The sequence below is a fragment of the Kitasatospora sp. NPDC088134 genome (genome assembly GCF_044741705.1).
GTDB lineage: Bacteria > Actinomycetota > Actinomycetes > Streptomycetales > Streptomycetaceae > Kitasatospora.
Map to the genome: position 1 here is coordinate 131,562 of NZ_JBIUTD010000016.1, position 15,016 is coordinate 146,577.

Here is a 15,016-nt window from a genome sequence, read left to right on the forward strand (position 1 = left end):
TTCCACAGCGGGACGCGGCGTTCCCGGACCACCGGCGGGGCTCAGTCCACCGGCCAGGTGTGCACCGGCTCGCCGGAGCGCATGTGCTCGATGTAGCGGCGCGTCATGGCGGCGATCGCGGCGTTCGGGTCGAGGTTGTGGTGCTCGCGCAGCCGGTGCACGGTGGCGGCCTGCCAGGCGGCGCCGTTGGTGCGGCGCAGGCAGCGCTGCTCGATGATGCCGAGGTAGCGGTCCCGGTCGCGGGCCTCGATGCCCCACGCGTCCAGGCCCTGGTGGGCCAGCGGCAGGAGTTCGTTCAGCACCAGGTCGGTGGCCGGGAGTTCGGCCGGGCCGCGGTTGCCGCGGCCGCCGCGCGGCCACCACTGGACGGCGTCGATGCCGTGCCGGGCGCCCTGCTGGAAGTTCCGGTCGGCCAGGTCGAAGGGCAGCCTGCTCCAGACCGGGCGGGGCTGTTCGGCCAGCGTCCGGACCAGGCCGTAGTAGAAGGCGGCGTTGGCGAGGGTGTCGGCGACCGTGGGGCCGGCCGGCAGGCAGCGGTTCTCCACCCGCAGGTGGGCGACGCCGTCGGCGACGTCGTAGACCGGGCGGTTCCAGCGGTAGACGGTGCCGTTGTGCAGCCGCATCTCGCCGAGCCGCGGGACGCCGCCGGAGGACAGCACCTTGACCGGGTCCTCGTCGTCGCAGATCGGCAGCAGGGCCGGGAAGTAGCGCAGGTTCTCGGCGAACAGGTCGAACGCGGAGTCGATCCAGCGCTCGCCGAACCAGGTGATCGGGCGCACGCCCTGGGCCTTGAGCTCGGCCGAGCGGGTGTCGCAGGCCTGCTGGAACAGCACCGGGCGGGTCTCGCGCCACAGCTCGCGGCCGAACAGGAAGGGCGAGTTGGCGCCGAGCGCGAGCTGGACGCCGCAGATCGCCTGGGCGGCGTTCCACACCGAGGCGAACCGGGCCGGGGTGACCTGGAGGTGCAGTTGCAGCGAGGTGGCGGCGGCCTCGGCGACCATCGACACCGAGTCGATGGCGAGCCGTTCGACGCCGTCGATGTCGAGCGCGATGTCCTCGCCGCGGGCGGCCCGGATCTGGTCGCTGAGCAGGGTGTAGCGGTCGTTGCGGCTCATCGCCTCCAGCCCGGCGTGCTCCAGGTCGAGGGTCGGCAGGATGCCGACCATCACCAGCCGGGCGCCCGCGGCGGCGGCCCGCCGGTCCGCGTAGCGCAGGCAGGTGTCGAGTTCCTCGCGCAGGTCCTCGAAGACGTGTCCGCCGAGCCGGCGGGCGGCGACGTTGACCTCGATGTTGAACCGGCCCAGCTCGGTCTGGAAGTCGGCGGAGGAGATGGCGTCCAGCACCTGCTCGTTGCCGAGCATCGGCAGGCCCTGCTCGTCGGCCAGGTTGAGCTCGATCTCCAGCCCCATCATCGCCCGGGGCCGGTCGAACCTCCCCTCCGCGAGCATCCGCTCCAGCACGTCCAGACAGGACTGCAGCTTGCGGCGGTACAGCTGCCGGTCGGACAGCTCCGCCCGGGTCGCCACGACCTTCTCGCCCACGGTGCCTTCCCTCCCCTCGGTCGACAGTGCCTGTGCATCATGCCCAGACCGAAGATCGGTAGTCCGCGATACGAACACCCGGACGAGACAGGGTTTCTGACGGAACATCAGTTCTCCCGCGACTTGCGCCGCAGCACGGAACGTGATATGAAGGTCACCCTGTGCACCTGTTCGAGTAAATTCGCACGCCGCTCAGGCCCGGACAAGGCCGTCCGAGACACCCCTTCCTCATTCCCCGGGTGGGCTCGTCGACGACCCGCCCACCCCCTCGGCGCCCCTGCCCAACCGGACCCGGCCAGGCCCCTCGTGTCGACGCCGTGCCGGTATGTCGCAGTAGTCCGCCGATCACGCACGGAGAGGCGACTCAGCCATGACCTTGCACCTGCCCCAGCCCCCGGCCGGCGCACAGCACGCCGTGCTCGCCGCGCTCGTCCCCGAGGGCGGACTGCCGCCGTCCGCGGCCGCCGTGCTGCGCCTCGGCGCCGGGCGGCCCCGGCCGCTGCTCGCGCTGCCCGTCCACGTCCTGCGCGGCCCCGGGGCCCGGCCGACCGCCGCCGAGCGGACCGGCTGGCGGTTCCTGCTGCGCCGCGACGAACCGGCGGTGCCCCCGGCGGCTGCGGAGGCGTCGGAGGCGGACACTCCGGCGGGCCGGACGGGCGCGGTGGACGTGGTCGAACTCGCCGACGGGGCGGGCGGGTTCGACCCGGCGGGGCTGGACGAGGTGGTGGCCGCCGCCGAGGTGGTCGAGGGCCCCGGCGGCCCCGCCTTCTCGCACGTCACCGCCGGGCCGTACCTGGACTCCACCGTGCGGGCGCTGCGCCAGGCCTGGCAGTTGTCGCACGGCGCGGCGGGGCGGTTCGAGCCGCGGCTGCTCTCGCTGCCCGAGCACTACGCCTCGGCGCTCTGGCTGCACAGCGCGCGCCCCGGGGAGGACCTGATGATCCCGCTGGCGCCCGCGCCGCTCGGGGTGGCGGGCCACCAGGTGCTGCCCGCCGCCGAGTTGCTGGCCCGGCTGGAGCGTTCGCCGGCCGCGCGCCCCACCGCGCTGATCGGCTGACCGCCGCTCGGGCCGGTCGTACCCCACCTGAACGGGCCATGCCGGGCTGATCCGATCGGATCAGCCCGGCATGGCCCGTTCGTGCGCGGAATCGATCGCCGACCGCCCGGTCGGGTGATCTCGGCCACCGATCTGTGGCGCATGTCACCAAATGGCTGCGCGAGCGCCCGCGGAGTCGGACACTGGTGTCGGTCGAGTCGAGGACCAATCGTCCTACCCGGCTGACGCCGTTTCACACCAGATCCGGTGCACTATTTTTCTGCCCGTCGGCAGGACGGCGCCCACCGGGGCGGCCGTACGGCGGTCGGGAACCCGAGCGAAGCGAGGTACAAGGATGTGCCAGCACCGAACCGAGTGCCCGAGCGCGGAGTCGGCGGACCGTGAGGCGGCCGTGCCGGTCGCCCGCCACCCGGAGCAGGGCTGGAGCCTGCTCTGCAACGGGGTGCTGATGTTCGACGACACCGGCGAACTGCTGCCCGACGGCCGGGTCATCGCCCCGCGCCGCTCCCTGCTGATCGCCGCCTGAGCCTTCGCCGGCCTTCGCGGTTCCCCCCGTTTTCCCCGTTTTCCCCGAGCCCGCCGGGAGTTGCGCCCCCCGGCGGGCTCCGGCGTTCCTGGCGTTCGCGGCATTCCCGGACTCCCCGGCGTTCCCGGGCTTCTTCCGGCGGTGCGTCAGGAGCCTTGCCCGGGGCGGTCGGTGGGGGTCGCGGGGTCGTACCAGAGGCTGGCCATCGGGGCGCGGAGGGTCCAGCCGAGGTGGCGGTAGAGGGCGTGGCCCTCGGTGGTGCCGACCAGCAGGGCGGCGCGGGCGCCCGCGGCGTGCGCCTCGTGCTGGAGGGTGCGCATCAGCAGGGAGCCGAGGCCGCGGCGGCGGTGCGCGGGGGCGGTCTCGATCTGGTCGGCGACGGCGAGGGGCGCGGTGCCGGTGCGGCCCGCGAGCGGCGTCGCGGGGCCGAGCCCGATCTGGCCGCGGGCGGCGAACTCCCCGTCCGCGGTGCGGACCAGGGCGCGGACCACGCCGCCGCGGCTCCAGGTGGTGATCCGGTAGCCGGCCGGGACGGCGGGGTGCTCGGGGCGCAGCGCGAGCGTCATCAGGTGGCCGGGGACGTCCTGGTGCCAGCCGGGGCCGGTGATCCAGGGCAGGACGCGGTCCTCGGCGTCGAAGAGCTTGAGCCACGTCCAGGGGACGGTGGTGCTCCCGGTGACCTCCCGGACGTCCCGCTCGGTGGGGGCGGGCAGGACGTGCCGCCAGGGGTGGCGGGGCTGGCCGACGTCGATCGTCCAGCCCCAGGGCCGGAGTCGGGGGTCGGCGGCGCCGCGGGAGACCGTCCAGCCGCTGATCCAGGCCCGGACGAGTTCGGGGACGGTGGCGTCGTCTGGCGCGTCGTCGCGCATGGGGCACTCTCCGGAGTCCGTTTCAGGTAATAGTCTCTTATTGCAAATGAGTATTACATAATAACGGTGCGACCGTCCCCGGGTTTTCCGGCGGCCGGGGCGGCGACCGGGTCCGCCGTCAGGGTGCGGACGTCGACCGGTCCGCCGGTGTCGACCCGGTGGACGGTGCCGGTTCCGGCCCCGCGTGCTGCGGGGGACTCCGCAGGTGAGCCGCTCCTCGGCGATCTCCGGTCGAGGCGGCCCGAGCGAGCGAGACATCGGGCAATTGCGTGACATGCCGGGCCGGCGGGTGTCTTGTCCGGTGCGGTCCCGGACCGTCTTACTTGGTTCGTCAGCACGTCGTCGTGCCGCACACGGCGCCGCTTCCCCACGGCCGAGCCCCGCCCCGCACCGGTGCGGGGGCCGGCAGCGCCGACGGCCGGTACGGGCCCGCATCGAGGCCGGGAGCGGCGCGCAGAACCCCGACGGGCGGTTCGGCGTCCCCGGGGATTTCAGGTCACCTCCCCACGCATCCACGGGACAGGAGTGGTCCATGAAGACGTTCGACAGGATCATCAGCGGCGGCATCGTCGTGGACGGGCTGCGCAACCCCCGCTACCGGGCGGACATCGGCATCCGCGACGGTCGGATCACCGCCATCGGCCGGCTGGACGCCGCCGACGCGGACGAGGTGCTGGACGCCGCCGGCCACATCGTCGCGCCCGGCTTCGTCGACCTGCACACCCACTACGACGCCCAGTTGTTCTGGGACCCGTACTGCACGATCTCCAGCATGCACGGGGTCACCACGGTGGTGATCGGCAACTGCGGGTTCGGCTTCGCCCCGGTGGACGCGGGGATGCGGGACTGGGCGATGCGGGCGCTGTGCCGCAACGAGCAGATCCCGTTCGAGGCGATGCAGCTCGCCCTGCCGTGGAGCTGGGAGACCTTCCCCGAGTTCCTCGACGTGGTGGAGACCATTCCCAAGGGCGTCAACGTCCTGCCCTACCTGCCGGCCTCCCCGCTGCTGATCTACGCGATGGGCATGGAGGCGGCCTACAACCGGCACGCCACCCCGGCCGAGAACGCGGCGATCGCCCGCATCCTGGACGAGGCGCTGACCGCCGGGGCCTGTGGGTGGTCGGCCCAGCGGCTGCCGCCGGAGACGCACTACAGCGCCCAACGGGACCACGAGACCCGGGCGTTCCCCTCCGACATCATGAGCGACGCCACCGCGGCGGCCCTGGTGGAGGTGATGGCCCGGCGCAACGAGGGCTTCGTCCAGATGGCCCTGATCACCGCCGACCCGTTGGCCGACCGCCGGCACCTGGAGGAGCTGGCCCGTTCCGGCGGACGCCCGATCCTGTGGAACGCGCTGATGGCCGACGGCACCAACCCGGACGGCATCCGCGACCAGCTGGCCTGGTTCGACCGCTGCCGCGAGCAGGGCCTGCCGCTGTACGCGCAGGGTTTCACCACCGACCCCAGCATGGTCTTCTCCCTGGACATCTGGAACATGTGGGACGCCCACGCGCCCTGGCGCGCGTGCCTGGTCGGCACCGTCCCCGAGCGGATGGCCAAACTGGCCGACCCGGCGATGCGGGAGGCGCTGCGGCAGGACAAGCCGGTGCTGTACCCGCTCGACGACGTGGTGCTCAGGCGCACCGCGCTGACGGAGTACCAGAAGTACGAGGGCCGCCCGCTGCCGGAGATCGCCGATGCCCTCGGGCTGGACACCGTCGACGCGATGGTCGACCTCTCCCTCGCCGAGCGGTTGGGCACGGTCTGGCAGGTGCCGCTGACCCGGATCGACGAGGACCTGCAGCGCGAACTGGTCGCCCACCCCTACGTGCTGCCCGGAGTCTCCGACGGCGGCGCGCACACCAAGATGATCACCTCGGGCAGCTACCCCACCGAGCACCTGGCGACCTACGTCCGCGACCGCGGGTGGGTGTCGCTGGAGGAGATGCACTGGAAGCTCTCGGCGCTGCCCGCCTTCGTGGCCGGGGTCAAGGACCGTGGCACCGTCCAACTCGGTGCCCCCGCCGACCTGGTGGTCTACGACCTGGAGGGCCTGCGGCTGCTGCCCGACGAGATCGTGCGGGACCTGCCCGGCGGTGAGTGGCGCCGCATCCGCCGCGCCGAGGGCTACCGCTACATCCTGGTCAACGGCGAGGTCACCCTCCAGGACGGGGCCTTCCGCGACGCCACCCCCGGCCGCCTGCTGCGGCACGGCCGCGCCGACGGGCCGGCCGACCGGTGAGCCGCCACCCGCCGACCTGTCCGGGCACACCTTCGACGACCCTGCCGAGCCGACCTGCCTACTGATCCCGGCAACGCCGGGAGTGCCCCGCACCCGCACGACCAGTACCTCCCTCGACCCGAGGAGCACGCTGCCCCGGACCCGCCACCGGCGGTGCCCCGTGCTCCGTCAACGCCCGAGCACCCCGAAGGACAGGCGGTGGTTCTCCCGATCCCACCGACGGCAGCTGCCCCCGCCGACCGCACCTCGCCCCGTGCCCGGACCGTCCACCGATCCCAAGGAGTTCCTGTGCCCCAGACCCTCGCCCTGGACATGCCCTTCACCCCGCGTCTGAGCCCCGACGTCGACCGTTGCCGCGACCGCCACCGCCGGTGGCTGCTCGGCCACGGCCTGCTGCGCAGCCCGCAGGCGGTGGCCGAGTACATGTCCTGGGACATCGCCCGCTCGATGGGCCGCAGCTACCCGCTCGCCGTCGGGACGGAACTGGACCTGGTGACCGACACGATCGGCATGTTCTTCCTCTTCGACGACCAGTTCTACGCCCCCGACGACCGGCCGGGGGAGCGTGCCCCCTCGGTCGTCGACGAACTGATCGCGATCTGCGACCGCCCGCTGTTCGCGCCCCCCGAGCTGGTCAACCCGCTCACCCGGGGCTGGAGCGAACTGTGGGGGCGGATCTGCGTCGGCATGTCCGGCGCGTGGCGGGCCCGCAACAAGCGGCACTGGGCCGCCCACTTCCGCGCCTGCCAGGCCGAGGAGGCCAACCGCCGCCGGGGGACCGTGCTGAGCGTCGAGGAGTACATCGCGTTCCGCCGCGACGCGGTCGGCATGCGCCCTTCGATCGACCTGATCGAACGCGTCGGTCACTACGAACTCCCTTCTCGTATACAGGAGTTGCCCGAGATACTGGATCTCCGGGACGCCTGCACCGACTCCACCTCGCTGGCCAACGACCTGCACTCGGTGGAACGGGAGGAGTCCCGGGGCGACACGCACAACCTGGTGCTGGTCATCGAGCACGAACGCGGCTGCGGACGCCAGGAGTCCCTGGAGGTCGGCCGCGACATCGTCAACCGCCGGGTCCGCGACTTCGTCCGCCTGCGCGAGTCGCTGCCCGCCCTGGCCGTCGGCGAGGGACTGGGTTCCCAGGACACCCTGAACCTGCTGCGCTTCGCCGAGGGCATGGCCGACTGGATCCGCGGCAACTACGACTGGGGCAACGAGACCGCCCGCTACTCCCAGGACGTCCCCGTCCCCGCCCCCGGGGAGGCCGGTTACCTGGAAGACCTCATCGGCACCACCTGCTGACCCCGCCCCCGACGGCAGAGAGTCCCGCCATGTCCCTGGAACCACGTCACCGACCGTCCCGGGAACGGGCGATCGTGATCGGCGGCAGCTACGCCGGCCTGCTCGCCGCCCGCGTCCTGGCCGACCACTTCCCCGAGGTCGTCATCCTCGAACGGGACGTCCTCGACCCCGCCTCCGGCCGACACCCCGGTGCTCCGCAGGCCGAACACCCGCACCTGCTCCTCGCCCGGGGCGGACAGGTCCTGGAAGCCCTCTTCCCCGGCCTGCGGGACGAACTCGCGGCCCGGGGCGCACCCGTCTTCGACTTCGGCACCGGCTTCCGGGTGCTCTATCTCACCGGCTGGTCCCCCGCCCACCCGATGGACCTGATGATCCAGTCCTTCACCAGGGACATGCTGGAGGCCCACGTCCGGGAACGGGTGCTCGACCTGCCCGGGGTCTCCCTCCGGGACGGCTTCGCGGTCGACGAACTCCTCCTCGGTCCGGACCGCCGCAGGATCACCGGCGTCGCCGGTCCGGACCGCTCCACCGGCCACCGCACCGCACTCACCGCCGACTTCGTCGTCGAGGCCGGGGGACGCTCCTCCCGGCTCCCGCTGCTGCTCGCCGAGGCGGGCCTCCCGCAGCCCCCCGTCCGCGAGGTCCTCGCCAAGGTCGACTACGTCTCCCAGCTCTACCGCATCCCACCCGGCACCCGCACCGACTGGAAGCTCGTCTTCGAGACGGTCTACGCCCCCCACGCCCGCCGGGGCGGCGCCGTGGTCACCGTGGACGACGCGCACTGGCAGGTCTGTCTACTCAGCACCGACGGAGAACCGGTGCCCCGCACCGACACCGAGGTCAAGGAGTTCGCCGCCTCCCTGCGCTCCACCCGCCTCACCGACGCCATCGCCCACGCCGAACCCGTCGGCGACACCCACCACTACCGCTGCCGGGGCAACCGCTGGCACCGCTACGACCGGGTCCAGCACCTCCCCACCCGCCTCGCCGTCCTCGGCGACGCCTTCTGCACCTTCAACCCCATCTACGGCCAGGGCCTCACCGCCGCCGCCGTCCAGGCCGAACAGCTCGCCCTGGCCCTCACCCGCACCCACGACCTCGACACCACCGCCCGCGTCTTCCAGCGCCACGCCGCCCGCCGACTCCACACCCCCTGGCTCCTGGCCACCAGCGCCGACCTCGGCTGGCACCCCGAGAGCGCCTCCTACCCCCACCGGCTCGCCCACCGCTACCTCGTCGAAACCCTCCACGAGCTCCCCGACAATCCCGCCCTCTACCGGCGCTTCGCCCGCGTCCAACACATGCTCACCTCCCCCCTCGCCGTCCTGCGCCCCCGCGCCCTGCTGCGCACCCTCCTCAACACCCGCCTCCACGGCCCCCGCTGACGGCACGTCCGCCGCCCGCACCTTGCAGGACACTCTCCTCGGAGCCGGCGAGGGTGCTGGTGGCGGTTTCGAGGGCCGCTGCCGTCAAGGCTTGCACCCGTCGGCGCGCGGACCGCCGTCCTGAAGTTCCGCAGGCACGACGCAGCAACAACTGGCACTGGGCCATCGATCACGTCCGCCTCGACACCCGTCCCATCCAGACCTCCTGACGCACCGTCGACTACCCGTCGCCCCTGCCGGGAGCGGGGGCGCTTCGCTGTCGGTGGCGGTTCGTCTCCGGCGGCGGGGGCTCAGTGGGAGCGGGTCCAGGGTGGGGTCCAGGTGTTCGGGGCGTCGAGGGCGGGGGGTGTCAGGTGGGCGCGGAGGGTGGGGAGGGCGGGGTGGGGGTTGGCGCGGTGCCAGAGGAGGGAGTGGGGGTAGACCGGGGTGGGGTCGGTGATCGGGATGCGGCGCAGGCCGTGGGCGGCGGGCCAGACCAGGCGGGTGTGTTCGCTCATGAAGGTGGCGAGGGCGGGGGTGTCGGCGATGGTGTCGAGCAGGGCGTCGGAGCCGAAGTTGGGGCCGGTGGCCTCGATGGTGAGGCCGAATTCGGCGACCAGGTCGTCGTAGTAGCGGGCCCATTCGGTGCCGGGCACGATGCCGGGCATCCAGATCCGGTGGCCGGCCAGGTCGGCGAGCGGGACGGAGCGGGCGGCGGCCAGCGCGTGGGCCGGGCCGGTGAGCAGGTGCAGGGGTTCGTCGAGGACGCGGCGGGCGGCGACGTCCTCGGGGAGCGGGTGCCCGGGCGCGGGGACGGCGCGGAAGGAGGCGTCGACGGTGCCGGAGCGGATCGCGGCCACCGCGGTGTCGACGTCGAACAGCATCACCACGTCGAGTTCGACGTCGGGGTGGGCGCGGTGGAAGTCCCGCAGCAGTCCGGAGGCCGCGCCGCGCGAGTTGATCACGTCGACCCGGAGCGGGCGGCGGTCGGCGCGCACCGAGGCGAGGGCCCGTTCGGCGGCCCGGAGCAGTTCGCGGGCGTGCGGCAGGAACGCCTGTCCGTCGATGGTCGGTTCGACGCCGCGCGGGGTGCGGGTGAACAGGCGGACGCCGAGTTGACGTTCCAGCGCGGCGATCCGCTTGGAGACGGCCTGCTGGGTGATCGACAGTTCGGCGGCGGCCTTCTGGAACTGCCCGGTCGCGGCGACGGCGGCGTAGGTGCGTACGGCTTCGAGGTCCACGCCGCCCGAGCATAGTGAACAACCGTTGGTTGTGGAGCTGGGGCTCGCCGGTTGTTTGACCTGGGGTTGTGCCGCGCGCTTGGCTCGGCCGGGACAACCGGGGAGGGTACGGGTGCGGCGCAGGGCGTTGGGACGGTCGTTCGACCGGCTGTGGGCGGCGTACGCGGTGAGCGCGTACGGCTCGGGGTTCGGGTTCGGGGCGCTGCCACTGCTGGCGGTACTGGTGGTGCACGCCGGGGCGGCGCAGGTGGCGGCGCTGTCGGCGGTCGGCCCGGCGGTCGGGGCGCTGCTGGCGCTGCCGCTCGGGCCGTGGGTGGAGTTCCGGCGCAAGCGGCGGGTGATGGTCGGCGCGGACCTGGTGCGCGGCGCGGCGCTGGCGGGCGTCGCGGCGGCGTACGCCTGCGGGGTGCTCGGTTTCGCCCACCTGCTGGTGGTGTCGGCCGTGCTGGCGGCCGCCCGGATCGCCTCCGGGGCGGCGAGTGGCGCGCTGCTCAAGGCGGTGGTCCGCCCCGAGGACCTGCTGGTCGCCAACTCCCGGCTGGAGTCGACGAACTGGAGCTCCATCGCGGTCGGCCCGCCGCTCGGCGGGGCGGCGATCGGCCTGTTCGGCCCCGTCACCACGGTGGTCGCCGACGCGGCGAGCTACCTGCTGTCGGCGCTCGGGGTCGCCTCGGTCCGGCACCGGGAGAGCGTCCCGGAACGCCCCGCCGCGGAGGGTGAACGGCGTTGGGCGGGCGGCCTGTTGGACGGCTGGCGGCACCTGTTCGGCGATCCGGTGCTGCGGGCGCTGTACCTCAACAACCTGGCCGTCTCCGGCCTGATCATGGCCACCGAGCCGCTGCTCGCCGTCCTGCTGCTGCGCCAACTCGGCTTCCCCGCCTGGCAGTACGGGCTGGCGTTCGCGGTCCCCTGCCTGGGCGGCCTGCTCGGCTCCCGGCTGGCCGGCCGGGTGGTGGCCCGGCGCGGCCGGTGGTGGGTGTTCCGGGTGGTCGGGACGCTGCGCGCGCTCTGGCTGGTCGGGCTGGCGTTCGTCCGGCCGGGCGCGGCCGGGCTGTGGACGGTGATCGCGGTGGAGCTGGCGATCGTCGTCCACATGAGCCTGTACACGCCCGTCCTGGCCACCCACCGGCTGGAGCGCACCCCGTCGCACCTGGTGGCCCGGACGCTGGCGGCCTGGTCGATCGGCCAGCAGGCCGCGATCGCGCTCTGCACGGCGCTGGCCGGTCTGCTCGCCGACGCCGCCGGGCCGCGCACCGCGCTGCTGGCCGCCGGGCTGCTCGCGCTGGCGTCGCCGCTGCTGCTGCCGCGCGAACCCCTTTCCGGGGGGAAGGAGTCGGCTACTCCTGCAGCCGACGGGTGCGGGCCGGTTCCGTGTACTGGGCGTCGGTGACGGGTTCGGCCCAGGTCGTCTCGGGGGTGCCGTCGCCGGTGGCCTCCCAGAGCGCGTAGTGCGCCATGAAGCGGTCGGCGGTGGCGCCGTGCCAGTGCTCCTCGCCGGGCAGGCAGGAGACGGTGTCGCCCGGGTAGGCCTCGAATACGGTGCCGTCCCGGGTGCCGACCAGCGCGGTGCCGGACACCACGTGCAGGGTCTGGCCGACCGCGTGGGCGTGCCAGTGGGTGCGGGCGCCCGGGGCGAACCGGACCAGGTTGAAGCGCAGCCGGGACGGGGCGGTGCCGGCCGCGAGGACGTCCCACCAAACGTCGCCGGTGAACCACTCGGCCGGGGCCTTCGCGGTGGGCTGCGGGACGATGAACTCCATGATGGTTTCCTTGGGTTGACGGTGTGTCAGGGAGTGAGCAGGGCCTTGATCGCGCGCCGTTCGTCCATCGCCCGGTAGCCCTCGGCGACCTCGGCGAGCGGCAGGGCCAGGTCGAAGACCCGGCCGGGGTCGATCCGGTCGGTCAGTACCAGGTCGATCAGCTCGGGCAGGTAGCGGCGCACCGGGGCGGGGCCGCCGCCAGGCCGACGTGGGAGAAGAACAGTTCCTGGCCGTCGACGGCGACGCCGTGCGGGACGCCGACGAAGCCGACGCTGCCGCCGGGGCGGGCGCCGCGCAGGGCCTGGGCCATCGCCGCGTCGGTGCCGACGCACTCCAGGACGCTGTCCGCGCCGAGGCCGCCGGTCAGGTCCATGATCCGGGCCACGCCCTCCGCGCCGCGCTCGGCGACGACGTCGGTGGCGCCGAACTCGCGGGCGAGCCGCTGCCGGGGCTCGTGCCGGGACATCACGACGATCCGTTCGGCGCCGAAGTGCTTCGCGGCGATCACCGCACACAGGCCGACGGCGCCGTCGCCGACCACCACGGCCGTCGACCCGGGCCGGACCTGCGCGGCCTCGGCCGCCCACCAGCCGGTGCCGAGCACGTCGGAGGCGGTGAGCAGGCCGGGCCAATGCCGGGCGTCGGGGACGGCGTCGGTGGCGACCAGGGTGCCGGCGGCCTGCGGGACGCGAATGTACTCGGCCTGGCAGCTGCTCATGAACTCGCGCCGCTCGCAGTGCGAGGTGTACCCGTGGCGGCAGTGCGCGCAGGTGTTGTCGGAGGTGGCGAAGGACCCGACCACGAACTGGCCGGGGCGCAGGCCGGTCACCTCGGAGCCGACCTCCTCGACGAAGCCGACGTACTCGTGGCCGATCGGGTGGGCGTGCTCGGTGGCGTCCTGGCCGCGCCAGGGCCACAGGTCGGAGCCGCAGACGCAGGTGGCGGCGGTCCGGACGATCGCGTCGGTGGGGTGCAGGATCTTCGGGTCGTCCAGGGTCTCGAACCGGACGTCGCCCGGGCCGTGGATGACTGCTCCGCGCATGGTGCTGCTCCTGGGGAAGGGAGGTGGTGTCGTCCGTTCCAGCAAACGCCCGCGCGGGGCGGGGAGCGAGACACCCTCGAAGGGTGTACCGCTGGTACATCCCTCCGGGCGGGCGGGGCGCGTACGGTCGGGAGGGTGGACAACAGTCAGGAGGTCCGCGAGTTCCTCACCTCGCGGCGCGCCAGGATCACCCCCGACCGGGCCTCTCTTTCGGGTCTTGTCGGATCAGCGCGCGTCGTCGGGCGCCCGGCTGGGAGTGCCGGCGGAACGCCCTCGTACTGGGTGTACTTGGGTGTTTCGCCGGTGCTTCCAGGCGGGATGATCCGGCGGCGCGCGCCCGGCAAGACCCGGAAGAGAGGGCCGAGGCCGGGCTGCCCGCCGGGCCGCGGCGGCGGGTGCCGGGGCTGCGGCGCAGCGAGGTCGCGGCGCTCGCCGACGTGAGTGTGGAGTACTACGCCAAGCTGGAGCGCGGGCACCTGGCCGGGGTCTCCCCCGCCGTGCTGGAGTCGGTGGCCCGGGCGCTGCAGTTGGACGACGCGGAGCGGGCGCACCTGCTGCACCTGGCGCAGGCCGCGGACGGCTCCGACGCGCTGACCCGGCCGCGCCGCCGGCCCGGCCGGGGGTGGACGCCGCCGCCGGGCCTGCAGTGGACGCTGGACGCGATCACCGGCGGGCCGGCCTTCGTCCGCAACGGGCGGGCCGACCTGGTGGCGACGAACGCGCTGGCCCGGTCCTTCTACTGCGACCTGTTCCGGGAGCCGGGCGTTCCGGGCGGGGCAGTGGCCGGGGAGCAGCCCGACGGCGGCGCCGGGGGCGGGGCCCGGCCCAGTGCCGGGGACGGGGGCGGGGTGCGGCCCGGGGGCGGCGGGGGCGGGGGCGGGGGCGCGGCGCGGCCCGGGGGCGGGCAGCCGCCGAACCTGGCGCGCTACCAGTTCCTCGATCCGGCCTCGCGCGCCTTCTACCCCGACTGGAGCGTGGCCGCCGACATCACGGTGGCGATCCTGCGCACCGAGGCCGGGCGCGATCCGCACGACCGCGGCCTGCACGACCTGATCGGTGAACTCTCCACCCGCAGCGACGAGTTCCGGGTCCGCTGGGGCGCGCACGACGTCCGGCACCACGGCAGCGGCACCAAGCACTTCCACCACCCGCGGGTGGGCGACCTGACCCTCTCCTACCAGGGCCTGCAGCTGGCCGCCGAACCGGACCTGTTCTTCACCGTGTACACCGCCGAGCCCGGCTCCGCCAGCGAGCGGTCACTACGGCTGCTGGCCGCACCGGCGACCACCGGGCTGTCGGCCGTCAGCCCCTGACGTAGAACGGCTGCTGCTCCAACGGCTTTGCCAGGAAGGCGAGTTGGATTCCCTGGTCGAGGCGGAGCCGGAGCGCGTCGTCGGCCGCGAGGGCGGGCCCGAGCCGGGCGGCCAGCGTCCGGGGGTCGGTGGCCGGGTCGGCCAGGACGAGCGCCAGGGTGGCGTCCGCGTCCGGAGCCGGGACGAGGTGCGCGGCGGTGATCTCCGGTACGGCGCCCAGGAGTTCGCGCAGCGCCCGGTGCACCTCCGGGTCGAGGTGCGGCCGCAGGTAGGGCCGGTTCTCGGCGACGGCCCGCAGCCGGGCGCCGGACAGCTGGTAGCTGACCGGGCCCGCCGGGTCGATCAGCAGGACGTCGGCGCGCTCCGCGTACGCCACCATCGCGGCCTGCGGCGCCACCACCGGCGCGGGACGGGCGTCCGCCCGCCAGCGGGTCATGCTCTCCATCGAGGTGAACGCGGGCAGCGCGCGCCGCCCGTCGGCCGCCTCCAGCACCGGCACCGCCATGTCGCTGGTCTTCTCGTGCTGGTGCCCGTGCGCGTCCACCTCGACCTCACCGAGCAGCGCCACGATCGGCACCATCAACCGGCTCGGCGTCAACGCGGCCAGCAACTCCGGCTCGGCGGACGGGTCCTGCTGCCAGGCGGCGAGGGCCGCGGCCAGAACGGGATCGGCCGTGCCGTCGTCCGCCGCGAACCCGGGATCGGGGATGTTCTTGCGCTCCACCCCGCGAGCCTATGCCACCTCGGGACGTC

At 73.9% G+C, this 15,016-nt stretch carries 12 protein-coding genes and 1 pseudogene; 7 read left to right on the plus strand and 6 right to left on the minus strand.

What is annotated here, in order from left to right; genetic code table 11:
- Positions 1-41: 41 nt before the first annotated feature.
- Positions 42-1,541 (minus strand): glutamate--cysteine ligase, encoded by a 1,500-nt coding sequence (locus tag ACIOHG_RS24345; protein ID WP_400953693.1) that lies wholly within the window; start codon positions 1,539-1,541, stop codon positions 42-44.
- Between the two features lie 370 nt (positions 1,542-1,911).
- On the opposite strand from ACIOHG_RS24345, the gene ACIOHG_RS24350 reads away from it, so the two are divergent.
- Positions 1,912-2,598, plus strand: coding sequence for a hypothetical protein (locus tag ACIOHG_RS24350; protein WP_400953694.1), 687 nt, complete (start codon positions 1,912-1,914; stop codon positions 2,596-2,598).
- Positions 2,599-2,932: 334 nt separating this feature from the next.
- Complete coding sequence (locus ACIOHG_RS24355) at positions 2,933-3,124, plus strand: DUF5999 family protein (RefSeq protein WP_400953695.1); 192 nt, start codon at positions 2,933-2,935, stop codon at positions 3,122-3,124.
- A 146-nt stretch (positions 3,125-3,270) separates the two neighbouring features.
- Here ACIOHG_RS24355 and ACIOHG_RS24360 read toward each other — a convergent pair whose 3' ends face one another.
- Positions 3,271-3,993 (minus strand): GNAT family N-acetyltransferase, encoded by a 723-nt coding sequence (locus tag ACIOHG_RS24360; RefSeq protein WP_400953696.1) that lies wholly within the window; start codon positions 3,991-3,993, stop codon positions 3,271-3,273.
- A gap of 532 nt (positions 3,994-4,525) precedes the next feature.
- On the opposite strand from ACIOHG_RS24360, the gene ACIOHG_RS24365 reads away from it, so the two are divergent.
- From ACIOHG_RS24365 to ACIOHG_RS24375, 3 genes are all read left to right on the plus strand, one after another.
- Complete coding sequence (locus tag ACIOHG_RS24365; RefSeq protein ID WP_400953697.1) at positions 4,526-6,235, plus strand: amidohydrolase family protein; 1,710 nt, start codon at positions 4,526-4,528, stop codon at positions 6,233-6,235.
- Positions 6,236-6,523: 288 nt separating this feature from the next.
- On the plus strand, positions 6,524-7,543 hold the full coding sequence (locus tag ACIOHG_RS24370; RefSeq protein WP_400953698.1) for a hypothetical protein: 1,020 nt from the start codon (positions 6,524-6,526) through the stop codon (positions 7,541-7,543).
- A 29-nt stretch (positions 7,544-7,572) separates the two neighbouring features.
- On the plus strand, positions 7,573-8,928 hold the full coding sequence (locus tag ACIOHG_RS24375; RefSeq protein WP_400953699.1) for an NAD(P)/FAD-dependent oxidoreductase: 1,356 nt from the start codon (positions 7,573-7,575) through the stop codon (positions 8,926-8,928).
- A gap of 290 nt (positions 8,929-9,218) precedes the next feature.
- Here ACIOHG_RS24375 and ACIOHG_RS24380 read toward each other — a convergent pair whose 3' ends face one another.
- Positions 9,219-10,148 carry a LysR family transcriptional regulator gene (locus ACIOHG_RS24380; protein ID WP_400953700.1) on the minus strand — a complete coding sequence of 310 codons (930 nt, stop codon included), beginning with the start codon at positions 10,146-10,148 and terminating at the stop codon, positions 9,219-9,221.
- A gap of 112 nt (positions 10,149-10,260) precedes the next feature.
- Here ACIOHG_RS24380 and ACIOHG_RS24385 point away from each other — a divergent pair, with 112 nt between their 5' ends.
- Positions 10,261-11,538, plus strand: coding sequence for an MFS transporter (locus ACIOHG_RS24385; protein ID WP_400953701.1), 1,278 nt, complete (start codon positions 10,261-10,263; stop codon positions 11,536-11,538).
- Here the strand turns inward: ACIOHG_RS24385 and ACIOHG_RS24390 are convergent.
- Positions 11,486-11,908 carry a cupin domain-containing protein gene (locus tag ACIOHG_RS24390; protein ID WP_400953702.1) on the minus strand — a complete coding sequence of 141 codons (423 nt, stop codon included), beginning with the start codon at positions 11,906-11,908 and terminating at the stop codon, positions 11,486-11,488. The genes ACIOHG_RS24385 and ACIOHG_RS24390 overlap by 53 nt on opposite strands.
- Positions 11,909-11,934: 26 nt before the next feature.
- Positions 11,935-12,950 (minus strand): annotated as a pseudogene (locus ACIOHG_RS24395) (zinc-dependent alcohol dehydrogenase family protein).
- 278 nt (positions 12,951-13,228) lie between these two features.
- Here ACIOHG_RS24395 and ACIOHG_RS24400 point away from each other — a divergent pair.
- Positions 13,229-14,263, plus strand: coding sequence for a helix-turn-helix domain-containing protein (locus ACIOHG_RS24400; RefSeq protein WP_400953722.1), 1,035 nt, complete (start codon positions 13,229-13,231; stop codon positions 14,261-14,263).
- Here the strand turns inward: ACIOHG_RS24400 and ACIOHG_RS24405 are convergent.
- On the minus strand, positions 14,253-14,987 hold the full coding sequence (locus ACIOHG_RS24405) for an SseB family protein (RefSeq protein ID WP_400953703.1): 735 nt from the start codon (positions 14,985-14,987) through the stop codon (positions 14,253-14,255). The two genes, ACIOHG_RS24400 and ACIOHG_RS24405, sit on opposite strands and share 11 nt — an antisense overlap.
- Positions 14,988-15,016 lie beyond the last annotated feature (29 nt).